Source organism: Algoriphagus ornithinivorans (assembly GCF_900115305.1).
GTDB lineage: Bacteria > Bacteroidota > Bacteroidia > Cytophagales > Cyclobacteriaceae > Algoriphagus > Algoriphagus ornithinivorans.
In genome coordinates, this window is record NZ_FOVW01000007.1 from 119,092 (window position 1) to 145,627 (window position 26,536).

20 protein-coding genes are annotated in these 26,536 nt (G+C 35.4%); all 20 read right to left on the reverse strand.

Annotation, left to right across the window (positions count from 1 at the left end; translation table 11 throughout):
* Positions 1-7 precede the first annotated feature (7 nt).
* Positions 8-1,042, reverse strand: a complete 1,035-nt coding sequence (locus tag BM073_RS12140; RefSeq protein ID WP_091654500.1) for a glycosyltransferase — start codon at positions 1,040-1,042, stop codon at positions 8-10.
* Positions 1,039-1,941, reverse strand: coding sequence for an NAD-dependent epimerase/dehydratase family protein (locus BM073_RS12145; protein ID WP_091654502.1), 903 nt, complete (start codon positions 1,939-1,941; stop codon positions 1,039-1,041). The genes BM073_RS12140 and BM073_RS12145 overlap by 4 nt, the downstream gene beginning before the upstream one ends.
* Positions 1,938-3,155: a glycosyltransferase family 4 protein gene (locus BM073_RS12150; protein WP_091654503.1), complete on the reverse strand. Its 1,218-nt coding sequence runs from the start codon at positions 3,153-3,155 to the stop codon at positions 1,938-1,940. The genes BM073_RS12145 and BM073_RS12150 overlap by 4 nt, the downstream gene beginning before the upstream one ends.
* Positions 3,139-4,275, reverse strand: a complete 1,137-nt coding sequence (locus BM073_RS12155) for a hypothetical protein (RefSeq protein WP_091654505.1) — start codon at positions 4,273-4,275, stop codon at positions 3,139-3,141. The genes BM073_RS12150 and BM073_RS12155 overlap by 17 nt, the downstream gene beginning before the upstream one ends.
* Positions 4,272-5,594, reverse strand: a complete 1,323-nt coding sequence (locus BM073_RS12160; protein WP_091654507.1) for a phenylacetate--CoA ligase family protein — start codon at positions 5,592-5,594, stop codon at positions 4,272-4,274. Before BM073_RS12160 ends, BM073_RS12155 begins: the two co-directional genes overlap by 4 nt.
* Positions 5,591-7,006, reverse strand: coding sequence for an O-antigen ligase family protein (locus tag BM073_RS12165; RefSeq protein ID WP_091654509.1), 1,416 nt, complete (start codon positions 7,004-7,006; stop codon positions 5,591-5,593). The genes BM073_RS12160 and BM073_RS12165 overlap by 4 nt, the downstream gene beginning before the upstream one ends.
* 256 nt (positions 7,007-7,262) lie before the next feature.
* A complete protein-coding gene (locus BM073_RS12170) occupies positions 7,263-8,447 on the reverse strand; it encodes an acyltransferase family protein (protein WP_091654510.1) in 1,185 nt (394 codons plus the stop codon).
* A 52-nt stretch (positions 8,448-8,499) separates the two neighbouring features.
* Positions 8,500-9,444: a hypothetical protein gene (locus BM073_RS12175; protein ID WP_091654511.1), complete on the reverse strand. Its 945-nt coding sequence runs from the start codon at positions 9,442-9,444 to the stop codon at positions 8,500-8,502.
* Positions 9,441-10,541, reverse strand: a complete 1,101-nt coding sequence (locus BM073_RS12180) for a glycosyltransferase (protein WP_091654512.1) — start codon at positions 10,539-10,541, stop codon at positions 9,441-9,443. Before BM073_RS12180 ends, BM073_RS12175 begins: the two co-directional genes overlap by 4 nt.
* Positions 10,538-11,677 carry a glycosyltransferase gene (locus BM073_RS12185; RefSeq protein ID WP_245756412.1) on the reverse strand — a complete coding sequence of 380 codons (1,140 nt, stop codon included), beginning with the start codon at positions 11,675-11,677 and terminating at the stop codon, positions 10,538-10,540. Before BM073_RS12185 ends, BM073_RS12180 begins: the two co-directional genes overlap by 4 nt.
* Positions 11,678-11,691: 14 nt before the next feature.
* A complete protein-coding gene (locus BM073_RS12190; protein ID WP_091654513.1) occupies positions 11,692-12,831 on the reverse strand; it encodes a glycosyltransferase family 4 protein in 1,140 nt (379 codons plus the stop codon).
* Between the two features lies 1 nt (position 12,832).
* A complete protein-coding gene (locus tag BM073_RS12195; RefSeq protein ID WP_091654514.1) occupies positions 12,833-14,209 on the reverse strand; it encodes a glycosyltransferase family protein in 1,377 nt (458 codons plus the stop codon).
* Positions 14,210-14,365: 156 nt separating this feature from the next.
* Complete coding sequence (gene asnB, locus BM073_RS12200) at positions 14,366-16,246, reverse strand: asparagine synthase (glutamine-hydrolyzing) (RefSeq protein WP_091654515.1); 1,881 nt, start codon at positions 16,244-16,246, stop codon at positions 14,366-14,368.
* Positions 16,247-16,248: 2 nt separating this feature from the next.
* Complete coding sequence (locus BM073_RS12205) at positions 16,249-17,337, reverse strand: glycosyltransferase family 4 protein (RefSeq protein ID WP_091654516.1); 1,089 nt, start codon at positions 17,335-17,337, stop codon at positions 16,249-16,251.
* The gene (locus tag BM073_RS12210) at positions 17,337-19,139 is read right to left on the reverse strand and encodes an ABC transporter ATP-binding protein (protein ID WP_091654517.1); all 1,803 of its coding nucleotides are present in this window, start codon (positions 19,137-19,139) and stop codon (positions 17,337-17,339) included. Before BM073_RS12210 ends, BM073_RS12205 begins: the two co-directional genes overlap by 1 nt.
* A gap of 158 nt (positions 19,140-19,297) precedes the next feature.
* Complete coding sequence (locus BM073_RS12215) at positions 19,298-21,685, reverse strand: GumC family protein (protein ID WP_091654518.1); 2,388 nt, start codon at positions 21,683-21,685, stop codon at positions 19,298-19,300.
* A gap of 5 nt (positions 21,686-21,690) precedes the next feature.
* Positions 21,691-22,434, reverse strand: a complete 744-nt coding sequence (locus BM073_RS12220; RefSeq protein WP_091654519.1) for a polysaccharide biosynthesis/export family protein — start codon at positions 22,432-22,434, stop codon at positions 21,691-21,693.
* A 134-nt stretch (positions 22,435-22,568) separates the two neighbouring features.
* Positions 22,569-23,873 (reverse strand): nucleotide sugar dehydrogenase, encoded by a 1,305-nt coding sequence (locus BM073_RS12225; protein WP_091654520.1) that lies wholly within the window; start codon positions 23,871-23,873, stop codon positions 22,569-22,571.
* A gap of 177 nt (positions 23,874-24,050) precedes the next feature.
* Positions 24,051-25,679, reverse strand: a complete 1,629-nt coding sequence (locus tag BM073_RS12230; RefSeq protein ID WP_245756414.1) for a capsule assembly Wzi family protein — start codon at positions 25,677-25,679, stop codon at positions 24,051-24,053.
* A 47-nt stretch (positions 25,680-25,726) separates the two neighbouring features.
* The gene (locus BM073_RS12235; RefSeq protein ID WP_091654521.1) at positions 25,727-26,533 is read right to left on the reverse strand and encodes a glycosyltransferase; all 807 of its coding nucleotides are present in this window, start codon (positions 26,531-26,533) and stop codon (positions 25,727-25,729) included.
* Positions 26,534-26,536 lie beyond the last annotated feature (3 nt).

Below are 26,536 nucleotides of genomic sequence, written 5' to 3' on the forward strand. Positions count from 1 at the left end.
TGAATTATTATTTTAAAAGCTGTTGGTATCGGGACCAAATTATTTCCATATTCTTATTGAAGTCTACTTCAGATTCAATATAAGCTCTGTTTTCTCTGACATATTCAGTGAATTTGCTTCTGCTGGCCAAAAACAACTCTATGGCATCGGCCAATTTCTGAGCATCACCTGAAGGAACTAACAATCCATTTTGTCCGGGACGAATAAATGCTCTATTGGAGGGTAGGTCTGTTACTATAGGAAAACAACCTCCAGCCATGGCCTCAAATAAAGAAGCTGAGACCCCTTCTGTTTCAGGTATTGCGACATAAAAATCAGAGTCATTCAATAAGACTGGTAATTTATCATTATCCACTCTTCCTAAAAACATCACCTGATTTGAGATCTGGAGATTTTTTGCAAGAAGCTTTAGATCTTCCATCAAAACTCCATCACCAACTACCCTCAGTTTTACTTCAATACCTTTTTCCTTCAGTATTGCCAAAGATTGCAAAATAATATCATGTCTATAGATATCTGAAAGGGATCTGGTAACAATTCCTATCGGAGTGGAATTGAACTCGTGTTTCTCTGAAAAAGTATATCGTTGAAGATTAATTCCTTTAGGTAAAACCATGATTTTAGATGGAGCTGCCCCACTTTCAAGCATCGCATAAGTCATTACGTGGCCCCAGGCATGTATCAAGTCCACATTTTTATAGACTCTTCTTTGAAAAAATCTCTTATAAAGGCCAGTAAAACCTTCCTCTGGGAAAGCATCTGTAATACCTTGTTGTGCGACTACTTTCACTCGTGCTTTGACCAATAAAGAAAAAAAACCATAACTCGTGGCTCTTTCCGCTAAGACTATATCAAAGGATTTTTGAGTTCGAAGTCTAATGAGTTGCACTAAAAAAAGGAGAAACAGAGAAATCCTTTTCCATCTTTTCGGAGAAAATGGCACCTCCATAGTATCAATTTTAGCACCAGAGAAGGTTTCAATTCCTTCTATCCAAGTTTTGGCATCAGCACGATAAGTTTCTCCCAGAAAAAGGATCTTCATTTTTTGATATCAATTTTATTTTTTAAAAAGTCCAGAACAGGAGTTGGCTTCCAATTCAAGGCGGTGACCGCTTTGGAATCATCAAAGGTTAAGGAGGAAGTCAACTTTTCTAAGCGATTAGAATTTATTGGAAAAAAGAAAATTTGATCTCCAACTTTAGCCATAAAGTTGACTAATTGAAAAGGGATAGATTTCAAAGACCTATTGCATCTATCTGAAAGCACTTGCTCTATTTCGCTGATACTAGGATGTATTCTGTCAGTTAAATTGAAAATGCCACATTTCCCATGGATTTGTGGAATAAGCTTAGCAACATCTTCCGCGAGGACAATTGACTTTTTTGATGTATTATTTCTTAAACCAAAATAGAACCCTTTTTTAATGGCATTAATCATCGCGCCTAGATTCCCTGGAGGATGGTTACCTGCAATCAATGGTAGTCTAAGAATTATTAATTTCACACCAGTTCTATTAGACCATTCCTCAAGCATTTTTTCAGCAAGAATTTTACTTTTTGCATAAGGTGAGTCACCCAGTAAAGGACTTTCTTCTTTTATTCCCAAACCCTTTTCAAGCCCATATACTGCAACCGTACTGATAAAAACAAAAGTTTCAGGTATGGCCATGCTTGCCTCCAAAGACTCTAAAAGAAAGGAGGTTCCTTTTGTATTCATAGAAAAGAAAGCCTCTTTTTCATCCTCTGTTTTAGGAATTGAATGGGCTTTTCCTGCACAATGAATTACCATTTTGACCTTTGGAATATCGGAGACTACCGATCCGAAATCAAAAAAAATATCACTGGATGGAGATCTCCCCAGAGTAAGAGTCTCTTTTTTAATTTTCTGATAAATTTCTGATCCAAGAAATCCTGTCGCACCTGTCAATAAATAGGAGTTCATTTCAATTCAAGCAACCTATTTAGGTAAATGTTAGCAAGTTTTCCTCGATCAAACCTTTCGACAGCTACTTTTCTAGCCATAAGGCTCATTTCACTTCTTAAACTTTCATCAGCATGGATTGCTTCCATCGCATCAGCAAAAGACCTTGGATTACCTGGATCTACATTGAAACCACAATGGGTTTCTTCTATCAAATCTTTGATCCATCCCTTCGTGGACTGGATTATTGGTACTCCAGCTGCGAAAGAGTCAAACATCTTATTAGGTGAGTTTGTATGCAATACCGAAAGATCTTTAAATGTGACAAAGCTACCTTTTGCTATGGAGAACCATTTTACCAATTCCTGTTTAGGCATCAAATTTTTGAATAAAATTCTATCCTCCAATTGTAATTCAGTAACCAATGATTTTAGTAATTGCTTCTCTGCGCCATCCCCAATTATTACAATTTTTATATCCTGACTTTTCAGATGTTTGGCACCATGGATAATTTGCGAGCAATCGTCCATCAAGCCTAAAGAACCCGCATAGATAAAAATAGATTTTTGATTCCACTCAGCAGGAAAACCAATAGGAATTTCTGGTTCATTTGGAGAAAAAAGTTCATTATCTGATGAGTTTGGAATTATCAAAGTAGGAACGTTCTGATTTACATCTTTTACTCCCTCATCCATTCCTGGAGAGCAAGACACCACCAAATTTGCCCTTTTATAGATCCATTTTTCGAAACTGAGACCTACCTTAATCAGAAGTTTATTTTGAATAGTTTTCAACTCAATGGCTCCTTTTGGCCAGAGGTCCCTAACTTCAAACGCAAACTTTTTTTTCCTAAAAATATTTGCCATCAAAGCTGGAAAGGCGATTGTAATTGGACCTGAACTCGCAAGAACAATATCATAGTTCAATTTCAAGGCGTAATAAGTCGAGACCAAAGAAAACCTCATCGCATTGATCATTCTTTGAATTACTCCTACTTTATTTGAATCAGGAGAATTGATTACTATTAAATCAATCCCTTCAATATTCTGCTTTGAAATAAATCCATCTGCTTTAATGTCAGATTTGTAATATGGTGATGTAACAATAGTGACTTGATGACCTAAGCCTACCCATCGCTTAGCAAACTCATAATACCTTGTACTCCAGCCTCCCTTTGGAGTTCCGAAATATTGATAAAAAATCAAAAGCTTTAAAGGCTTATCGACCTGATTCATTGGATTGGATTTTAGGTCTTTTTTCAAAATTTTCTCTCGCTTTAAAAATTATTCCATTTAAATGTTGAAGAAATTTTTTTCCGAAAATCTCAGGATTTAAGACGTTTTCGAAATCAATTTTGCCTTGTAAAGCTAATTTTTGAAAACTAGAGGGATCATCTAGCACATCCTTTATTTTCTCTTCAAGATCAGAAGAGTCCCATCGATACGAAATATGATTCTCAGATGTGTAAAGGTCTGGAAAAGTTTCAATATGGTCCATTTCCGGTTTAAACAATAAGGATCCTGTCCTGAAAGCTTCAAAATCCCTGTAGCAAATTTCACCCCAACCAAAAGGAGATAGACTTATTACAGTCTCTTTCATTTGCTCAAGATATTCTTTGTGAGACAGGGGGCTATTGGATACAGGTGGAGCATTAGTCTTTATTTTTGAGGCTACTCTAAAAGTTAACAGTCTATGAAGACGACTTACATCGTGCTCTTTGGGGAACAAATTCCCCTTAAACATAATCGGAATCCTTCTTTCAATCAAAGGCTTAACCCGCTCCGGTGAGATTGGCTTTTTGTTTTTTAAAAAAATGGTTAAGTACCTTTTCCATTTGGTGGAAGTCTGCGTTTTCCAATCAATAAGTGCCAAATTCCAGGAAACGCCGAGTTTAGAAAGATCTTTTTCTTCAAGGGATACAGGTACAAACTTATTTTCATTTTTAAACCTGAACAAGTCCATCATTTTCTCTCTGAAATAATGGCGCTTGTGAGGGATGAGATATAAATTTTTATCTTTTAGTATTTGCTTGGATAAATAAAGGTCCACCAAATTTAATATCTCTTTTTGTATAGGTCCTGTTGAATCATTTCCTGATAAAAAAATGACAGGATACTCCTTTTGATCATACAAGATTTTTAAAAACTCCTCTTTAGTATTTTGTTTTCCAAGCAATTTTGGAAGAGAAAGTCCCGAGATAAATAATATGTCAAAAGAACCTTCTTTGAGTTTTTTTAAAGACGTAAATAGTTGAAGCTTGATACCTGAGCTTTCAATTTGAGACTTATAAAGAAAAAAGGGGAATATAGAGTTATGCCCCTCCCTGTGTGGAAAATATAAAAGTGCAATTTTCATTTTGAATCCTGACTTAGATTCATGATTAACTGATATTTTCCAGACTTTCTTCGTGGCAATTGATTGACTTTTAAAAAATCGATTTCAAAAAACTCATCGTAGAGATTGGAAAAAGACTTGGTAATTTGACTTTCGATATCTTCAGAAAGATTCTCTGAACCAATATATTGAAGTTGAAGACTATTATCCTCCTTCTTAATCAAAGTAAATTGTTCAATCTGAGGATAAAATTTCATTATTCTGACAACAGTCTGAACGGTAATATATTTTTTATTTTGTGTTTGAATAAACTCAGTTGACCTTCCAATGATTTCGCCTAAATGAGGCAAGTTTAAACCACATGCGCAGGCACCTGAATCACCTTTGACAGCCATGTCTCCAATATCATAACGAATCAGAGGAGTGGTAAAATTATCTAAGCCTGTCAATACAACTGAACCTATCTCACCTGGCTTAACTTCTACCCCATTTTCATCAAGGATCTCCACAAACACATGTGGAGACATGATGTGATAAGTCCCATGTTTGCACTGAGAAGCTACCATCAAACCTTCTGAGCTCCCATAGGTATCAAATACTTTACACCTGAATGCCTTTTCAATGGATTCTCTGAAGTTTGGCAGGAGCTTTTCTCCTAAAGAAATAACAGACTTGAATTGAACATTTTTGATCTCATTATCCAATGCGACTTTACTGAACAAAAACAAGCTGGATGCATATCCTACAAAATGGTCTCTATTCTCTGATTGAAGAGAACTCAATTCCTGAAGAATTTGCTCCTCATTGTGCTTTAAAGCTTCAATATATTTAGTCCTGAAAAAAAAGTCTTTGATCTGTTTTTCCTTGGAACGATTTAAATTAACCCCAGTTTGTAATATGCTATTTCCATATTCATAATCTGCCCAAGACCACCATATAAGTTGTATAGCCCTAGGAATTGCCAATTCTTCACTCGAATAATAAACTTTGCTTGGGGGACCAGTTGATCCACTGGATAAAATTTGATGCAGATTAGCTGTTTCCTTTACAGTAATAATTTCATCAATTTTATCTCTTAAGTTTTGTTTTGTTAAGATGGGATATGAAGAAATTTCGGAGGAGGGAAGATTTTTATCCGAAAAAAGTGATCGATAATAAGGGCTATTCTGGACTGCATATTCCAGGACTTGATTTAGTTTTTTCCGCTGAACTTCAGCAATCTCAGAGGGCTGAAGACTTAAAATTGATTCGTATTCCTTGATTTTTTTTGAAATACCTCCTCCCATCAATTTGCTACCGAGAGGTAAAACAAAATTTTTCAGAATAAATGGATAAATCATAGAGAGGGTGATGCTTCTTTTACTTTCAAATCTTTACCGGCACTAATTTTATCTCGTCTTTTCTTGATTTGATAAACGCTTAGTAAACTTATTCCAATCATCAAGGGAGAAATAAATGTTCTCATGGCTGCATGGAAACTTGTATAAATCCCAACTGCAAAACAGGCCAATAAAATACCTTTGATCATAGGATTCTTGTGAAAAGAAAAATTATTGAGTCCTACATACATTAACAATAAAAAATTGATAAGGCCTAGGACCCCATGCTCAGCCAGTAGTCTACTGAGTTCTATGTGGGCGGCAACTTCCACCATAGTATCTCTTAAATATCTTGAAGCACCCGCTCCGACTCCAAAAAGCAAATTGTCATACCAAAGCTCCAAATCACCTAAGAAGATGTCTACTCTACCAGTTGTATAAGTATTGAGATCAATTTCTTTAGAACCTGCCAAGGTACCTGCCGTTTCTCCTTGGTATCGAAGCAGCAAAAGCCCATCGGTAATTTCATTAGCTATATAAAAAGCAGTAACAACAAAGACGATAGTAGGAACAACAAACTTACCTACTTTTGGAAGTTTGAACCTCTTAATTTCATTTTGCGAACTTCTTGCAAGGAAAAAGAGCACAACAACCACTCCGACCACTGTTCCAAACATTCCTCCTCTGGAAAAAGTCAAAAGCCCTTGAACGGTAAAGACTAGGAATATAATAGCGTCCAACCAGCGATATCCAGTCAGCTTCCATTTATTCAACCAAATAACAAATACCAAAAAAGCTCCCAAGCCCAAGGCAGTAGAAACTTGATTGGATCCAAACCCAGCACTAGTTACAGAGTTGGCACCTAATTCAAAATCTATTTCATCAAAGTCAGGCAATCTGTAGAAAGTATAGCTTAAAACAGAAATAAGAGGTAAAGTGGCTAGTAAAAACACTTTGGAAAAAACTGAAACACTGATCTTTTTTTTGTAAAAGAACCAGACAACCAATGCAACATTGATTGGCCCCACCACATTAAAGACAATATCAAGCCATTCAACTTTTCCTGACGAGTCTATCATCAGCCCAGGAATTAGACATATCAAAAGTAAAAAACCGATCCAGCTTTTTGACTCGAACATGATAATGCCAAATACCATTAAAAGAAATAAAAGATATTTCCCTAATTCGTAAGGTATAAATGGCGATGTACCTGCCATTCGTGCAAGTAGTTCAAAAGAAATCAAATAAACCGTGTATAAAATCAAATAGCTTGGGTTATCGCTGGACTTTATGACCCCAAAAAACGAGATAACCGCGATTGAATAAAACCAAACTATTAAAGGAATAGGAGAAATTGCTGAAATAACTCCCAGAGCTATATGAAAAATTATCCATAGTAATGGATATTCGGAATTAGCGATTGATTTTAGCAAGACTTGAAATAGAGTAGAAATTCAAATAAAGGTAAAAAATTGATTGAATGCATTCTGATTAATTTTTCTGATTATCCGCAATCATGCCAGTTGCCTTATTTTCCTTGCTTGACAGGTTGGAAGACCGATGACCGAAGACCGAAGCTTCCGGATTTTGATCCTTTCAGCAGACAATAAGCCATATTTTTGTCAATACTGGTAAGAAAGCGGATATCCATATTAATTTTTAATCAATTATAGGATTCCACCTTACACTTTAATTTTTTGAAAAGCCTAAGCCTTGCTTGGTAAATACCCAAAGTTTTTTTGGCCAATCCTTATCCATGCAAGGTTTTTCAATTAAGACGAAAAAGAAAATAGACACTAAGATTGCAACCGGGATTCCTATGAGCATTTGAATGGAAAGGTTGATCATGTAGCTCTCTGAAAGAAGTAAATACTTTGAAAATTTGACCAATAAGTGAAAGAAGGGATAATGAATTAAATAGATAGTATAACACATTCCCCCTATCAAATAAATTATTGGAGTAGTGAAAAATTTATTAAAAATCTTCCCCTTAAAAGTCGAAATGAACAATAGATAAATTGAAGTATTAAATATCAAATTATTGATCATATCCGATTGCGGCTTGTAAAAATAAAAGAGTGTGAATACAGAAATTAAACCTAGAAGGTCAAACCCAATAGACTTGATTTTGAAAAAAGACTTGAGTTTTAAATATGTGAGCGCAAATAGAAAGCCTGTTAGGAAGTTGCTTAAAAAGACAAACACCGTATAGTCCCAGCCAGGTGTAGAATTGGTATAGATATAATTTTTTGCCCAAACTGACAGGATGATTAAGAAGAAAACCAGAAGCACTGTCAATGCTTTTTTAGACTTCTTTATAAACAAAAGAGAACTTAAAAATGGGATCAACACATAAAATTGTACCTCTGTCTCCAAGCTCCAAGTAACAGGGTTTATGATGGAAGGCATTTCATAAATAATGGTATGCAAGTAAAATAAACTTGCCCAAAAATGAGATTGAATCAATTCTGGATCCTCATTCAGCACATAAATATGAACACCCGCAAATAAAACCAATGTGATAATAAAGGGAGGTTCTAATCGAGTGAGCCTTCTTATAAAATATTGTTTTAAGGAGACAATTTTGCCATTATAATGGTATTGTAAAATAAAAGGTACTGCTAAAATGAACCCAGAAATACCGAAAAACACTTTTACTCCCAAATCCATCCTTACAATCCACCATCCAAGGTTCATAAAGGATTCAGTGGGTAAATATTCAGTCCAATCTATCGCCAGTTCTCTGGAATAAGCTGTATTCAAATGAAAAATCAAGACAGTGAAAATTGCAAAAAACCGCAATCCATCTATTTCAGGTATAAAGTTTCCCCCTGAAGTTTTCCTTTGTAGCAGGCTTTTGACTGATAGATTCATTTTAGGGATTAATGTGGGCTAAATAAAAAAGCTTAATAGATCTATTCGCAGTTTATTGAAAATAATTTAGCACAAAATTGATTTGTTTCTCTGGAGTGCAATATTTATCAAAAAACAACTTTCCACCTTTGGAAATCTTTTGATGATAAGAATCATTCTTCATGATGTAATCAATGGATTCTGAAATTTCTTCCAACGAGTTGATCATATGAATCTCCTCACCGTGAAGGGGATATTTTGGTAGATGAATATCAAAAGGGAAAGAAAGAACAAAAGAACTTAGATTTTGACTTTCAGCTAATCTCCAACTCACTGCACCCAATACAGCTGGGTTATTAAAAATAATTCTTGACTGTCTGGAAAGGGAAGCAAACTCTCTTGGCTTGTATTTCTTGGTATTCAATAAGTGATCATAACCTCCATGCTGTCCATCTTTTCTTTCCACAAACCCACCCTCGAAATTAATCATAGGATGATCTTTACAAGCTTGAATGAATGTTGCCCTTAATTGATTAGCGAAGGGTTCCTTTTTCCAAATTGAACCTGAAAAAAAGACATAATTGGAGCCATGATATTGAAACTGCTCTGAATTATATAATGGTCTCAAACTTTGAGCATACAATTCTTTAAGAAAATCGATGGGCCTCAACTTTAAAAAAGGATGGATTCCAAATAATTTAAGATAAGAAGATCTTACATCTATAGGATAATGAGGAAACAATGGAAATACTTTTTCTCTTTCATAGGATGGATTACCCTTTACTTTGTTTGTAACAAAATAAAAATCAGATTTTTCATACAACTCCTCATTAACCCCGATTGGATCATGATTATCAATGACACCTAATTTTCCGTTAATTTCAAAAACTATATACCCCCTATTATTAAAGCTTGAAAATTCTTTAGACGCAGAAAAATGAGACTCATGGACTTTAATAAGCCCATGCAAGTAATAGGAGGAATAATAATTCGAAATGTTATGAATAATTACTTTCAAAAGGAAGCAGGGATTAAAGTATGCGGATTTACTACTTTCAAAAAACTGTAGTATTCTTTTAAAAATTGTTTCGCTCCATAATTTGAGCTTATATGATTATGAAATTTATTGGCCTTTTCTTTGGCTTCAACTTGATGATCCCTCATGTAAATCAACATTGATGCAAGTTGGTCTGGACTAGCAGGCTCCACCAAATAGCCGAATTCTCCATTATTCAGGACTTCTGGACAATTACCCACTCTTGTGGAAAGTACCTGTAGGTTCGCCAAACCATATTCCAAAAGCGATACCGGTAAGCCTTCTCGATCAGAACAAACCAAACCAATAATAGCTTTTTCAAGTTCAGAAGCAATATTATCTACTGGCCCAACTACTTCAACCTCATCTTCAAGATTATTTATTTTGATACTTTCCAAAACTTTTTCGTAAACCTCTGATTCCAAAACTTGACCAATTAACCTCAACTTGAATTCCACCTGCTGAGATTTAAGCATTTTGCAAGAATCAAGAAGAGTTAGATGTCCTTTTTCCTGACGGAAATTCGCCACATGAACTATATCCAATGATTTCCCTGATTTTGATGAAAGGCTTAAGCTTAAAAAGGGAAAATTTCTGATATACTTAATTTTTCCGGGATTAAAATTTAAAAATGAAATCCACCAGTCTTGGATCGCTGGATTTACGGCAATTATCCCATCAATCCACCTTTTTAAAACTTTGAGCTCTTTTCTTGGATTGTTTTTAATGACCTCTTCATTTACTCCTAAGTGATCATGCCAGATCAGTTTTGTGGAAGGAAAAAACCAAGAAAGTATTATAGCCCAATAAATAGATGTTCCGTGAGCATGGATAAATTCAGGGTTGAAATCCTTAGTTTCTTTGTATAATTGATAAAAAGCTCTGAAATCAAAAAATCGAGTTTTATCTAAATTTATGAGAGGAATTCTTTCAAGTAAAAATTTAGAAAGTGGGCCTTTTTTTCTAGAAACAATGACCAAAACCTCATTTCCATCCTGATGCAAGGCATTAGAAATATTCACTGCCATTCTTTCAGCTCCTCCCATTTCAAGGGTGTCAATTAATTGAATGATCCTCAATTTTTTAAGAGGTTTTGAATTTCATGCTCGAATCTTTCTAAAGTATATTTTTGCGACCAATCTCTAGCGGATTGAGCCTTTTGATAATACTTTTCAGGCTCCTCCACATATCTACAGATGATATCAAAAATCATATCTTCAGAATTTGAAACAAGGTCTCCTCTTGATTCATCTCCCAGCATCTGAGGCACACAAGAAACGGGAGAAGTTATAGGAAGGCAAGCCCAAAACATTGACTCTGCAACTACTTTAGGCCATCCTTCACTTTCAGAAACAAAAATTAAAAAATGAGAATTTTGATAGGCCTTCATCAATTCTTCACTATTCACATTTCCATGAAGAATAACGTTATTGCCTAACTTATTTTTTTCAACAAAATCTAAAAGCTTTTCCATCTCAGGACCTTGTCCATAAAGATTTAACTCTGCTTCTACATGATTTTCCAGTAATTTTTGGCAAACTCGAATACTCAATAAAGGATTTTTAGCCTTTTGTAGTCCCCCAACATATATGAGCCGAATTTTTTGATCTAAAGATAGTTGTCTGGGTTTTACGACTTTTTGATCCTTTTCTGAATAAGAGGCAGTAAAAAAGGGTACCAAATTTTGATTTGAGGAATCCCAGTTTCCATAGGTAAGGACTCGCATGTTTTTAGAAAGTGCTTGGCTGGCTAAAATCTTTTTTTGTAATCGGTACGTGAAAGGCTGTTGACTGGAGGGATCCCAATTTGCCGCATATTTGGCAGTTTTATGTTTGGAGGGAAACAAAACCTGAGTGATTGCACCAATCAGTCCCATATTTCCAGGACATCTGAGGTGAACATGATCTGATTTTTTTATTTCTTTCCAAGTTTTAAAAAAAATAGACGGTAAGAAAAAAAGCGCTTTTAAGGAAGATCTTAAACTAGTTAATTCGAAGCTTTCGACCTGTACAAATCTCAAAGTTGAACATTCGTAAGGTAAGTCTATGGGATCTGGTGCTTTTTTACTACTAAGAGGTGCCAATAAAGTGACTGAAGCTACATTTCTTGCCCATAAATTCATTTCCCTAACATAGGGCCCATATCCCCAATATTTCCCCTGAAATCTAACATGGGCTACATGAGTGATGATCAAAAAGTTTGTGGGGGACTTCAAGGGAGTTTTAGAGTTCAAGAAATCAATTGCTGGTAATATTCTACACTTTGATCAGCAATGGCCTCCAGTGTGAATTCTCGCAGTACTTTTTCTCTGGCATTTCTTCCCAAACTCTCTTTTAATTCCTGATTTTCCAGTATTTGGAGAATTTTCTCTGCAAGTTCATTAGCATCCAGTGGGTCCGCTAAAAGCCCTGATAACCCATCATCTACAAGTTCAAAGGCTGGGCCTATTTTGGTGGCTACAAATGGCTTCCCCATACTCATAACTTCTATCCAAGCCAAAGGCATTGCCTCCATGTGGGAAGGATAAACGCAAATTTCACTTGACTCAATCCATTGAGGAATTGAAGAATTGGGTAATGGACCTAAGAAATGAACCGACTTAAAAAGATCTTTGGATACAATCTCTTTAATCTTTTCTGTGTAGGAAGTTCCATCGGGATAAAACCAATCCCGTCCTGCCATAAATAATTCAGTATGCGGGAATTTTTCATGAACAATATGAAAAGCTTGAATCAATTGTCTAATTCCTTTTTTCTCACAAATAGTCCCTGCAAAAAAAAGTCTTCCGGGAACCACTTTGGATTCATCAGCTTTGAAAAAATTTTCAAGATTAGCTGGATTAAAAATAACAGGGCCCTCTTTGGAAGAGAAGTCAATATATTTCTTTGTATGATCCATCACGTACCTGCTTACACCGCATATAGCATCCGCATTTGAGAATGAACGCTTTTCCATAAAAGCTTTCCATAAATTAACTTTTCTCTTTTCTGCTTCGGAAAAGAAATGGTGTCCTCCATTCATTCGAATCAAATATTTTACTCCAGGAATCTTTTTTATAAAAGAAAAAGACATCTCTGGCCCCTCAACCACGTCAATTTTATGGTTAAGATGAATTTTATCCAACTCCTTATTTAATCTTCGAAAATTAAAAATTGCTTTTGGTTTTAATTGAGAGGAGGCGGGAATAGTAATTACGTTTACTCCTTCTGAATTTACCACTTGTTTTTCGGAAATTGAAGACAAGCCCAAGACGGTAACTTTATGCCCTCTTCTGGCAAGTTCTGGGCAAAGTAATTTCAAAAAAGTACCTACTCCACCATGAATTACTCCTTCCAGTGGATATTCATTCGTTAAGAAAACCAGATGCATTCTAATTTTTTATTAAAGCTTTTACAATTCTTTGAGATGAGGTCTCCGTCCTATGGGGCTGTACTACTCTTTCAAACCATTTCATCTTATCAGGGCCTACCTCCCCTTGACTTGAAAGGGCTTTATGAATTGAAGGCAGAATAGCATCTTTTGACCTTATCCAACCTACTGCATCCAGTCCATTCATCGTTTTAAAATGTTCAAACCCGTAAACATCTTTCACAAACCTTTTCCTTTCATGAGGTTGATCATAGGCCAGATAAAATGCCGTGCTTCCAAAGACAGCAAAATCAAGAGCCATTGTAGACCCTAAATTGATAACGACATCACAATGATATGCCAGATTTACTAAAAGTTTGATATCACTTGGTAAAGGAAAAAAACTGCCCCACTGTGAGCTTTTTACCCACTCTGGGGAGATATTTTTTATTTCTGGGAATTTTGACAAAACCTCCTTAAACCTATCAATGGACTCTACTGGAACTTCTCTAAAAATCAACTGGACATTATTTTGATTCTTGAGAGCTTCCGCCACATCTTCTAAATATTCATGATCATTTGGAGAAGAAATACTGTCAGACCCTGAAAAGCAAATCCATTTCTTATCCTGATCCAAACCATATTTTTCTGCAAAATCTGCCCTCTCGTCAATCAATTCCTCCTTTCGGTAAAAATCAAATTGTGTAGTACTAGTAACATCAATTTGATTCTCATCTATTTCCGGATAATAAGTCAACAATTCATCTTTCATATAATCCGACCAGACCAGGTATCTGTCTGTTCGAAATGCAAGCCTAGCTTTAGGTAGATTATCCCAAGAAAAGACAGCTGTAAAAGTTTTTATTTGAAGATCCTGAGCAGCCAATACTGCAGGAGTAATTGAGGGCACTCTTTGATGGGTGCAGAATAGGACATCTGGCTTAGTTTTTCGTAAAAATTGCAAGGATTCTTTATATGCTTGGCTCTTTCTTACTTGCAAGAATCCAATTTTTTCAAAAGAATGAATCTCACGGTAATTATTCAAAAATAAGGCCGATTTCTCAACTAATTTATAAAATAGTTTATTCTTCCATCCAATTTTTCTTGGCATCCAATTATCCAAAATAGTTGGGTTTTCCTTCAATTTTACATTTTGCTTTAACCTAGCATAAGTAGTAGTCTCTCGAATAAACTTTACAAGAGGGAGTTCAGGCCTGTGAATAAAATCATAGTCCAAAAAGTCCAAACCTACAATTTCCTTAACCTGAGAGATTTGAGCTTTTCCTAAACTATGCCAAATAATTACTTCGTTACTCCCGGAAGTAAGATCCTTAATGATATCACTGTATAGATAATTTCTTATTCCTACACCGTCCGGTATTAAAAAGCAAAATTTCATTTATTTAATTTATTGATTAAATGGTTCAACTTAAAAAAGTACATTGTTTATGCTGAAACAGGCATTAAAGCTGGATTTTCTGGATCTTCTAAAAATTTATGAGAATCATACAGTTTGCTTTTAAAGCCTATTACAATAAGCAAAAAAGAAAAATGTCTATGGTGTATAAACTGAATCTGCCTTATACACATTAAGGTGAAAAACTCTTATCCAAATTTCCAAAACCAATAATGCAAAAAGAACTCTAGCTAAGGTTGGACTTGGATTTCTTTGATGTTGAAAGATTAAATCTTTCACACCCTCTTGATTTATATCTAAAAGTGAAGTTGATTTTCCTTCATTGATATAATCGAGTAAGACATCTCCCCATTCTCCTTGCATGAATTTTGAATATGGAATTGAAAATCCTTTTTTAGGACCCTGCATAGGTTTTTTAGTGAAATCAACTAAAATAGATTTTGTCAGTTCCTTATCGATCTTATTTGGCATTAATGAAGAGTTTGGGATTTTCATAATTAAATCCACCAAGGTATGATCCAGAAAAGGAGCTCGGACTTCTACACTACTGTGCATAGAGGCAGAATCAATTTTCTGCAAAAATGCTCCTGGAAGTCTAGTTTCATAATCGAAATGAAAGCTGATTTTTTGGTGGTCTGCTCCTAACTTTTCTTCAATTTCCAAAAATTTTTTAAAAGCCAAACCTTTGTTAGTCTGATTATTAAAAACCTTTTCTATCAAGGAGTTATTTAAATTATTCTTTTGATAATAGCCGTTCCATCCACCCAATTTTATCCTTGTCCTGTCATCTAGTCTAATTCCTAAATGCTTCTCGACCCAAGGAGATGTATTATTCAAAATACTCTTAACAATTTTTTTACCTCCAGGGATACCTTTAAATTTTAGACTGTCATATACATTAGTCCTATTGTAAGAGCCAAATAATTCATCTCCTCCATCTCCAGAGAGCATTACTTTAAATCTGGATTTTATCTGATCTGTCACCATATAGGATGGTATCAAAGAAGCATCTGCTAATGGTTCTATATCCTTGAGTATATAGGAGAGATGTTGCAATGAATCTACATCCACAGGTACTATTTCATGATTAATGTTGAGTAGCTTGGCAAATTTCTTTGCTGCCGATGATTCATCCATTTGAGCATCATGTGTGCTCATAGTTATGGCCTGAATACCGGGTTTGATATCATTTGCAATGGCCGTAATTAGCGAAGAATCTATGCCAGCACTTAAAAAAGAGGCTACTGGTACATCTGCATGAAGCTCCCGCGCGATAATTTCATATAACTTCTCTTTTGTAAGCCTTTTTAATTGCTCAAATGGAATGGGTTGAACTAAATCTGAGGGAAGAGAATAATAAGTAGAAAAATTGGGCTTTTCTGAAAAACTTAAATAAGATCCCTTTGGAAATTTCTTTACCTCTTTGTAGATGGTATGTGAATCCGATATATAAAGATTTTCTATTAAATCTACTACCGCTTCCTGATTTATCTGACACTCTTTCGGGTAAAGAGATATCAATGTTCTCAATTCGGAGGCAAGGTATAAAACCCCATCTTCGAAAATATAGAATATGGGTTTTTCTCCGAATCTATCTCTAGCAGCAAATATTGAGTTGTCTTGTTCTTTGTAAATCACAAAAGCAAACATCCCTACAAGCCTTTCTAAAAACTTTTCGCCATATTCTTGAAAAGCTACGAGAATTACTTCTGTATCAGAGTCTGTATAAAATTTGTGACCTTTCCGTAATAGATCTTTCTTTATTTCCTGATAGTTATAGATCTCGCCGTTAAAAATAATCTTTAAACCCAGATCAACTCTACTGAAAGGCTGATTAGCTGAATCCGAAAGATCAATAATAGATAGTCTATTATGGCCTAAGGAAATGAAATCATTAGAAAAAACACCATGAGAATCAGGACCTCTATGAGCTTGCAGTGGTAAGGATGCATCCATTCTGGCAAAATCATTTTTGTTTAAATTCCCTTTAGGAGAAAATATTGCAGCTATCCCACACATCTTTATTCTACGATTGCCTTTTTAAATTTATGCTCCCAATCTTCATAAGAATGAAAACCAGCAAGGTGAGTTTGATCAAAGTCCAACTTTTTTCGTGACCTAATTTCCAAAAACTTCTTTACCCATTTTTCGGTCTTATTGGGTTCTGATATAAGGGCAACTTGATCACAATCCTTGATTACCTCAGGAATACCTCCATTGGCAGACGAAATTACAAACAGCCCACTTTTAATGGCCTCAACTAATGAAAGCCCAAATCCCTCTTTCCAAAGCGAAGTGAAGAAATAATAATCTGATATTTGAAGATACTTTGGGAGCAAATCATGACTGAGTCTGCCTAATTGAAGTACTTTATCTGACTCAATATTCAGTTCTGTTTTGTTACCAATTATTAAAAATTTGAGATTGGGATCTTCAGCCAGTAAAAGCGGAATTATTTTTTTAAAAAGATGTATTCCTTTGGCTGGTCTTGAATTAGCCATCCATACGATTATTTCATCATCTTCAGAAAACCCCATTTCTCTCCTAGCCTTAAGTTTATCTTGCTTGTCTAGCGGAAAGAACTTGTCAGAACGAACGCCGTTTCCGACAATAAAAACTTCAGGACTAAAAATTTTATTTTTTGACAAAGACTCCAAATAACCAAGATTAGTCAGAAAAAAGATTTTATCAATTGAGTGACCAAAATTTTCCGGAAGATTTAAATAGTGACCGTGGTAGGAATATATTAATTCAATTCTATCAGGGTATTTTTCTTTCAGAAGGGCAATAGCTTCGCAAAGAACAAAGTCATCCATTACCACAACTTTCAAAAAATCATCAGAACTTTTTAAAGTTTTCTCAATAGCTTTAAGATAATCCTGTGCAACCCAGTTTTTTAATTGCCATTTATATAATTGAGGATGATAGGATATCCATTTTTTTTTTGAACAGTGCAGACTCTTTTCTCCTAATATTTTAGAGGGAGATAAGATATAATCAAAAAAGTCAGGGTCATTTTCAATCAAAAAGCTAATTCTATTAACCCAACTTCCAATTAAGCCTGATGGAACTTCAATATTTGAAACAAGAATTTTTTTAATTTTTCTCATCAAAACTCTTGGAGTTCAACCATTTTTTTAAACTTCAAACTCTTTCCGAGTAATGTTTGGAAAGTGCCTGAATCCTTGATTTTTCCTTTTTCCATTAAATAGATGCAATCCGCCTTTTTAATAGTGCTTAGTCGGTGAGCTATGATAATGATCGTGAATTTCCCCATCAAATTATCAATATTTGCTTGAATTGCTCTTTCTGTCTCTGAGTCTAATGCAGATGTCGCTTCATCGAAAATTAAAACATCTACATTTTTATATAATTCTCTTGCAATAGAGACCCTCTGTTTTTGTCCACCGCTTATCAATATTCCATTGTCTCCCAAGAACGTTTCTTCCTTTTCTGGAAGATCTTCAAGAAACTCTTGAAGGTTGGCAAGTTTAATAGCGTTTTGAAACAGTTGAATATTCTCAGGTGTCTTCTCAGACCAAAGGGTAATGTTATTGAAAAGAGTATCGTTGAAAATTACAGATTCCTGAGTGATGTACCCAAATTTTCTACGATAAGTAGAGATATCTACTTTATTCCTCTCCATACCATTCACTATGATATGCCCCTCACTTGGACTTAACAAACCAATGACCAGGTTTACCAGAGTTGTTTTCCCACTCCCACTTTCTCCTACAAATGCATAAGTCTTTAATGGATCTAAGGAAATATTGATTTTATCCAGAACTTTGAATCCTGATGGGTAGGCAAAGGATAAATCTGCTAATTCCAAAGTTGTGACTTTTTCCACTGGATGTGTCCTATCAATTTTCTCCTTGCCTTTTTTAAACTCATCGATAAGCTCAACTGAAGCCAGTAGACCACCAATATTTGAAATAAATCCTTGCCAACTTCCTTGAAGAGTAACTATATAGTTTAGTGCTCGATACAAAAACATTAAACTTAATAGAATTGATGACATCTTACCTCCCAGAACATTGACCTGAATCAAAATAATAAGCACTACTACTGCCAAAATAATCGGCTCTCTGGTACTAGACATAATGGCAGAATAAATGCCAATTTTCTTTTGGTTATTTTCAATCTTATCTATTACCTCCATGAGTTTAAGTCGATAAGAAGAAAAGTAATCTGTTGCCTTTAAATATTTAAAGTTAGAAACAGCCTGTACTAAAAATGACTGGAAGGAGTTACCAAGCTTTGAGAGACCAATTGAAGCTTTTTCAGTATTTGTAAATAAAAACTTAAAGACAAGATTAGATAAATACCCGCCTATACTCACCAAAATGGCGAATTGGAAGTTGGAAAGCATTGCCAAGCCAATATAAACCAACAAAAGTATAGCATGCTGCAAAGAATTAAAATAAGCCAAAAAGCCGTAGGTTAATTTAATTCCTTCCGATGATAAAGTATTTTGGATTTTTCCAGAGTCAAAATTAAGAAACTCCTTGTAGTCTAAATCACTTAGTCCATTAACCAGTTGATATCTGAGTTTTTTGACAAATTGATTTTGGAGTTTGATTTTGAAATAGCCGTCAATAAACCTCATGATGGCTTTCAATAGGAAAAGGAACACCATGAAGGTAATTACCACATTTAGATTTAGTTCAAATCCCAGGTTTTGAATCCAGTTAAGCAGGAATTGAAGTTCCCCCATTGTTTCTGGATTTGTAGACGTTAGGTCTGAACTGTCAGCAGCTATCTGAAATATTGGAATAAATAAAGCAAGACCAAATCCATCCAATAATCCAACCAATAGACTTAAAAAAAGAAGGAAGAATATCCTATATCCTAAAAAGGAATAAAAGAATGAAAAGTGTCTAAAGTATTTTTGAATTAATTTATTCAACATATAAAGTTTGAATCAATCTAAAATGGCTCTTATTTACTTATTTGTGAGAAATTCCAGATATGATTATTAATTGCTGGTAAAATGAAACTTGTAGTGCACAGTGAGTGGTAGACAAAAAAATAATTAGGAGAGAAACAATGTTTCTCCCCTATTTAACCTTAATTATTTTTCTTATTGAGCTTCTTTTTGCCTTTTTTATCGTCATCGTAATATCCATAGCCATAACCATAAGTATACCCATAGCCATACGTTACATTACTTGACTCAACCCCATTGAATACGGCATAGATATTCTTTAATCCTTTGCTGGATTTTAAGCCATTCAGAGCATCAACAAAGGATCTTTGGCTGTAATTCTGTCTAAATAAGAATAGAGTGAAATCCACATAATTTAATAGATCCAATGTCTCACTGACCAGACCAATAGGTGGAGTATCAAGAATGACAACATCATAATGTGCCTTTAACTCATTCATTAATACATCAAATCGCTCAGTAAACAAAAGTTCAGCTGGATTAGGAGGAGTTGGACCAGAAACCAGGATATCCAAATTTTCAAACTCTGTAGGCTTAATCACCTTTTTCCAGTCTTTCTCTTGACCGCTCAAAAACGTAGAAAGACCCTTGTCATTTGTTAAGTTAAAGTCATCGAAAATTTTAGGCTTTCTCATATCACATCCTACAAGGATGGTCTTTTTTCCTGTAAGGGAATAAACCGATGCGAGGTTGATTGCACAAAAGGTTTTCCCCTCTCCTGATATGGTTGATGTCAACATGAGCGCTATTTTCTCTTCATTTGGCTGAAGAAATCTCAAATTCGCCCTTAATGATCTAAACCCTTCTGCTATACCGGATTTACCCTGTTTAAATACGACAAGATTGTCATCTGATTTATTATGTAGTATTGTTGCTACCAAGGAAGTCTTCAAATGAGTCTCCAAGTATTTAGCATCTTCTATTTTCGTCCTGAAAAACTCTCTCAGTACAACAACAAAAATTGGTATAAAAACACCTGCTAGAGCAAAACCTAAATAATTTCTAACTGGTCTTGGAGATAATTGATAACCTCCTGACGCCCTTTCAATAATTTTATTTGCGGCTTTATTTGAAGCTTTCGTTATCGCTGACTCGGACCTCCTCTCCATCAAAAAGGTATAGAGGTTTTCGTATAATTTAAATTGTCTCTCAATCCTGATTAGGTTTTGCTCTGTCTGAGGAAGGTTTCTGAAAGATTTCTCAGTCTCAGAAATTCTCCTTTCTAGATCCGCAATAAGCCTTCTTGCATTATCATCAACATTTGTCAGAACTTCACGAATCGTTTCATTCAAGTCAGCTATTTTTCGATTAACTTCTTTAACAGCTGGCGAAATTTCTGTCTGAGTTGCAAGTAGTCTAGACTTATCCACCTGAAGAGATAGGAGGTTTTCAATTTGAGCATTCAAAATCGGATCATCTATTCCTATTCCGGAAGGCACCACTAGGTCTCTATAATTCTCTCTTACTAAATAATCCTTAAGACTCTGATAATAAGTCCTTTTGAATTTCTCTTCGTTGAGTTGTGTCCCAAGCTCTGATAATTGACTAAAAACTGCAGACCCCTCCGCACTTAAATCAAAAAACCGATTTTGAGATCTGAAGCTTTCTAATTGACGTTCAAAAAATCTTAACGAATCTTCAATGCCTGAAACTTGATCGTCAATAAACTTAATTGTATTGGAATAAACTTCATTTTTTTCCTCCAGCTCATTTGTCAAATAAGTGTCCATCAATGAGTTCAAGTATACTTCCCCAACTGCAACGTTGGTAGTATTTATACTTAAATTCATTATTGAAGCGCCACGTTCAACTGGGGAAACTCTTAACGAATTTGAAAATTGATTAACCAGTGAGTTGATATCTCTAACTTTGACATAGATTTCTCCGGATTTCTCTGGGTCAACTTTTGATATTTTTAGTCGGAAATTTATGGTTTCAACCCAATCACCGAATTTGAAACTTTCTGGTTTTGGAATGTTATTTAAGGTAATGGATGTCCCGTCAGGTAAATATTTAGTATAATAATCGTCTTCGAAAGACACCGTAAATGATTCATTATTCTCCCACGAGATCTTTAAAAGTCCATTAGTAACCTGTGGAGCTAACCAATCTACCTGAACAAGTATTGGAGTATTTTTATAAAGTCTGTTATATATAAATGTTCCTTTGGTAAAGTATTCTACATCAAAGTCCAGCGTTTTCAATGTAGCTTCAGCGATTGGTCTGGATTTTAATATAATGATTTCATTTTGAAGCCCTACATTTCCTACCTCAGTGATGCTTGGCTTTTCAAAAAGTGCAAAAGCGGACTCTTTTTCTTTGATAAAAAACTTACTCGATACACTAAATAGTGGAACAGTGGTTTTGGTTAGATAGAAACCAATCGCTAAGGAAATTCCTACTGATAAAATAATCCAAGGCCAAATTCTTAAGATCTTAGGAAGAATTGACTTGAAATCAATGGATTTATCTGGCTTTTCAGAAAAATCTACATCTTCGAATTCATTCATGATAATTAGTTTCTAACAAACGTTGTAATTAGGGCAAATGCAGTGATCATTGAAGTCACAAGAGTCAAAGTCTGAATAAAATTGGTTGCAGTTCCAACCTCTCTAACTTTAAGAGGCTCTGCATATAAAACATCATTAGGTCTAATAAAATAGAACTCAGAACTCAAAAGATTTTTATCATTCAAATTAATCCTGTGAATTTGAGAACCATCTGGGTATTGTCTAAGCAAAACCAGGTTATTTCTTTTGGCAAGTATCGTCAAGTCACCAGCTGCAGCTATAGCTTCAAAAATCGTAACCCGATTTTGAAGAATCGTCATTTTCCCGGATGAATTAAATTCTCCCAAAGCACTAAAACGGATACCTCCTAACCGAACACGGACAAAAAATTCGTCCTCATTAACATATTTTCGGACTTTATCTTCTATGATTGATTTAGCCTCTGCAGTTGTTTTTCCCACCAATTCTACCTCTCCGATCAAAGGCAACTCCACCTTTCCATTCTCGTCAAGTGTATATCCATTCATAAAAAAAACATCTCCTCCTTGGCCTCCACCCCCGCCCATCATGGCAGCGCCCGCATTATTATCAATATTGACAACAGAAAGTAATTCATTCAACTCAGGACTCGTTGTCTTTATATTGATTTCTACTATATCAAAGGATTGAAGCAAGTATTCTTCAAATTTATACCCCATCCTCTCATCAGAAGACATGTGGGCTTCGGAATCCTTTCCAAGATCTTGCATGTAAATGATTCGCTTATTTGAAATACAAGACCCTAGGAGGAAAAGTAATAAAAGCGAAAAAAACAGTTGATTTATTTTAAAGCTCATTTTGTGTTTAAAGATTTACTTTGAAAATTATAGAAGTTATTCGAATACTACAACCTTCCGTCCACATGATCTTTTTGCAAAACGCCTTTCACATCAAAAACAACTTGGCTGGGTGATCTTTTGATATTCAATTGTTTAAACTGATCATGAGAGACTGCTAAAATTAAGGCCGAATATTTTTGAAAATCGGGAGCATTTTCTCCAGATAAAATGTCCACATCGTATTCATGTTTCACTTCTAAGGGATCTGCCCATGGATCATAAACATCCACTTCCATATCAAAGGAACGCAATTCTTTATAAATATCAATAACTCTGGTGTTTCTTACATCAGGACAATTTTCTTTGAAAGTAAATCCGAGAATCAAAACCTTTGAATCGATGACTTTTAAATCCTTTCTCATCATCAATTTAATAACCTCCGTGGCCACGTGCTTACCCATGCTATCATTGAGTCGTCTTCCCGCAAGAATAATTTCAGGATGATAGCCCACTTCCTGCGCTTTCTGTGCTAGATAAAAAGGATCGACTCCAATACAATGTCCCCCAACTAATCCCGGTCTGAAATTAAGGAAATTCCATTTTGTGCCTGCTGCTTCCAAAACTTCCTGAGTATCAATTCCCAGTAAATTAAATATTTTCGAGAGTTCATTTACAAATGCAATATTGATATCTCTCTGAGAGTTTTCAATCACTTTCGCTGCCTCAGCTACTTTAATAGATGAGGCTTTGTGAGTGCCTGCTGTAATTACTTGTTTATAAAGCTGGTCTACATACTCAGCTACTTCCGGTGTACTTCCGGATGTAACTTTCAAAATTTTCGAGACGGTGTGTTCTTTATCCCCGGGGTTAATTCTTTCCGGAGAATAACCCGCAAAAAAGTCTTGATTGAACTTTAAACCAGAAATAGACTCTAAAACAGGAACACACTCGTCCTCGGTTACGCCTGGATAAACGGTTGATTCATAAACTACCACATCTCCTTTTTTAAGATACTTTCCGATATTTTCTGATGCTTTTAGCATAGGAGTGAGAACCGGACGATTATGCCTGTCTGTAGGAGTTGGAACAGTAACTATATAAATATTGCAATCAGAAAGAGAACTGCTATCTGAAGTATTAAAAAGTCCTATTTCTTCGTTTAAAGGATTACTGCTGAGTAAAACTGATTTTAAAAGATCATCTTCAACTTCCAAGGTAGAATCAACACCAGAATTAAGTGAATTAATCCGCTGATTATCAATATCAAAACCAATAACCGGGAATTTTTTTGCAAATTCAACAGCAAGTGGTAGCCCCACATACCCTAGCCCTATAATGGCTATTTTTGAATCATTAATAGATTTTATCATCGAAAAAGAATTTATTCAAATGGTTGTATATAGCTTCGCCCTCTCAGTCACAAGGACTTAGCATTATTTTTTTTACAGGAGAGGAAATACTCTTCTAAAATGAGTACCAAAATTACTCACTTCGAACTGATGGCAAAACTAATAGAAAAGGCTTTAAAAAAAACTCGATCAATAATTTCAATCACCAAATCGGTAGAGAAGATTTAGATTTAAATAGAGTGCCAAGTCAAGCTTTTTTTGAGGAAAATCCCGACTGCTTGATAAATTTGATTGCCATTGATAATTATAACTGGAGATAAGTTGGGCTTTACTTCCGATAGTCAAATTTTTGAAAGATTGATCCCACAAGAGGCCGAAACTGTAATCTATCCATGGTTGTCGTCCAGAGCTCCTACCAAATGCCCGGTAGAAAAAGTCCTGATGATTTGCAAGACGTTCTAGAAGTATTCCTCGCTTATGTAGTTTAGAGACTTTTGATATTTCAAAGGTAATTACATTCGACCCCACACCTGCTCCTACTCCAAGAGCCTCCCCCCTATTCACAAAGCCTCGTGCAAGCCCGTGCGTATGCCAAGTCTGATTGCCTATAAGGCCAGGGTATCGAATGTACCTGTTGACAGATTCCTGCTGGTGCGTATATTCTGCTCTTATTTGAAGGTAATCAGCCAACTTATTCAAGGCTATCAATTTTTGAAAGCCAATCAAATATGCTCGGGCATGTTCGGGATTTAGAATAAATTCCCGCCAATTAAAGGCGTGATCTCTACGACCATATTCTCCATAAATCTCAAATTTAGCAGAAGGCACTAAGTATCTAAAAGAAACCACAACTTGCTGATCCTGACCTTTGCTATCATAGCTAACGGAATTACCATTTGAAAACAAGCCTTCCTTTTGAAATACTTCAAAAATCGGAAACCAATCTAAAAACTTATCTCCCTTGAGACTATTGTATTGTTGGAAAGTCCTGCTAAAACCAAAAAACAGATTTGGGAGGAATATGGGGTTATAACTAATCGAAATCCCATTCAAATATCGCCAATCCCCATCAAAGTCTTCGAAATATCGTTGATTCAAAAAATCAATTTGAGTAGGTGGCAATAAGCTATTCTCAAGACGTCCTACAATCAATTGACCTTCAAAATTTCCAAGGAAGGTTTTAGCAGGCTTTCTTGTCTCTAGAGTAATATGTGGAAAACCCTCTGCATTATCACTGAATGTCAATGAATTGAATTGCCCTGGTCCCCACCAAATATTTTCAGTTGAAATCCCAATAGCGAAGGCGCCAAAATTCAATTTTGCTGAAGATTGTCCCCACCACAGCCGACTATTTGGACTAGTCCCAAATCGTTCAGGGTTATCTCCATTATTCCAATAAAAGAACCTTGATTGTAGAATTGGGGTAGAAAAATCACTCCCAAAGCCTACAAATGGCCTGTTTTGTCCAAAAACAAACTCCGGCTGCAATTGCAATTCAAAAAACCCAAGTTTTGCAAATATCCCTGTACTTAGATATGTCTGAAACCCAACATTGGGTAGCATCCCTTTATTACCCCAACCGTAAGGCCTCTTGGAATTATAGGTATTTCGAGAAATTAAAGGAAGAGTTAATAAACCTATTTTCGCGTCTTCTTCGATGATTTGGAGAAATAGATCGTCCTCCAAATCCTTTTTTAATTCCTGCAACCTCAAAGGACGAACCATAAAGGAATGCATACTACCTAGCTCTCCAGCCAACTGTTGCCTCCGATAATACTCTTCATAAATCGGAAGGCCAACATTGAGCTGTTGACTAAATGAATTCAAGAAAAGAATGAGCCAAGACCCAACAAAAAGGAAACCTTTTTTCAAATTTATTTCCTCAAAAAGGTATTATAAACAAACAAGGTGAACCAACGAGGCATAATACGTATAGGAAATCGAAGAAGAAATCGAACTAGTGAATTAAATGGTATTAGTCCTTCTCGATATGCAAGTAGAAAAAACCTTGCTTCATTTAAGCCATATTGTAAGCCCTGTCTACGTCCCAACATATCTTTTCCGAGTCGAAAATCAAGCAGAGAATCTTGAAGATTATGAAATCTCTTTCCCGCCTTAATCAATCGAAACCATAAGTAATAATCCTCAAATAAGATCATTGATTGATAAGATCCTACCTCCAAAATAGCGGATTTTCTAAAGAAGACAGTAGGGTGATTAAAAGGGCATCTTTTAAATGCAAATCGAATAATATCCTCGTTTTTTTCTGGAACGTTTTTCTTTCTGCTCAGGTCACCGGGTACTTCTATAAACTCGGTAATATTTGTCCCAATCAAGTCAACATCAGGATTTGCTTTTACAAAAGCCACCTGCTTTTCAAAGCGCTCTGGATGACAGATATCATCTGTATCCATTCTTGCTACCCATTCAAACGAACAGTGCTTTAGTCCCTCATTTAAGGCATAACCTAAGCTTTTGTTTTCAGGTAAGACAATGAGCTTCAACGGTAATATATCCTGAAAGCTATTGATCATTTCATCTAACTCAGGAGTCAAAGGACCATCTTTGACTAAAATGATCTCATCTGCTTGAAGAGTCTGATCGACCAGACTTTGAAAAGCTAATCGCAGATTTTCGGGTTTTTCTTGAAAATAGATCGATATAAGGACAGATAATTTCAAAAG

What these genes read in the sequence shown, in the direction of transcription:
- BM073_RS12140 (WP_091654500.1), bottom strand. Translation starts at nt 1,042, where the DNA reads ATGAAGATCCTTTTTCTGGGAGAAACTTATCGTGCTGATGCCAAAACT.
- BM073_RS12205 (WP_091654516.1), bottom strand. Translation starts at nt 17,337, where the DNA reads ATGAGAAAAATTAAAAAAATTCTTGTTTCAAATATTGAAGTTCCATCA.
- BM073_RS12195 (WP_091654514.1), bottom strand. Translation starts at nt 14,209, where the DNA reads ATGAAATTTTGCTTTTTAATACCGGACGGTGTAGGAATAAGAAATTAT.
- BM073_RS12155 (WP_091654505.1), bottom strand. Translation starts at nt 4,275, where the DNA reads ATGAAAATTGCACTTTTATATTTTCCACACAGGGAGGGGCATAACTCT.
- BM073_RS12160 (WP_091654507.1), bottom strand. Translation starts at nt 5,594, where the DNA reads ATGATTTATCCATTTATTCTGAAAAATTTTGTTTTACCTCTCGGTAGC.
- BM073_RS12190 (WP_091654513.1), bottom strand. Translation starts at nt 12,831, where the DNA reads ATGCATCTGGTTTTCTTAACGAATGAATATCCACTGGAAGGAGTAATT.
- BM073_RS12215 (WP_091654518.1), bottom strand. Translation starts at nt 21,685, where the DNA reads ATGAATGAATTCGAAGATGTAGATTTTTCTGAAAAGCCAGATAAATCC.
- BM073_RS12145 (WP_091654502.1), bottom strand. Translation starts at nt 1,941, where the DNA reads ATGAACTCCTATTTATTGACAGGTGCGACAGGATTTCTTGGATCAGAA.
- asnB (WP_091654515.1), bottom strand. Translation starts at nt 16,246, where the DNA reads ATGTGTGGGATAGCTGCAATATTTTCTCCTAAAGGGAATTTAAACAAA.
- BM073_RS12220 (WP_091654519.1), bottom strand. Translation starts at nt 22,434, where the DNA reads ATGCAAGATCTTGGAAAGGATTCCGAAGCCCACATGTCTTCTGATGAG.
- BM073_RS12150 (WP_091654503.1), bottom strand. Translation starts at nt 3,155, where the DNA reads ATGAATCAGGTCGATAAGCCTTTAAAGCTTTTGATTTTTTATCAATAT.
- BM073_RS12210 (WP_091654517.1), bottom strand. Translation starts at nt 19,139, where the DNA reads ATGTTGAATAAATTAATTCAAAAATACTTTAGACACTTTTCATTCTTT.
- BM073_RS12170 (WP_091654510.1), bottom strand. Translation starts at nt 8,447, where the DNA reads ATGAATCTATCAGTCAAAAGCCTGCTACAAAGGAAAACTTCAGGGGGA.
- BM073_RS12225 (WP_091654520.1), bottom strand. Translation starts at nt 23,873, where the DNA reads ATGATAAAATCTATTAATGATTCAAAAATAGCCATTATAGGGCTAGGG.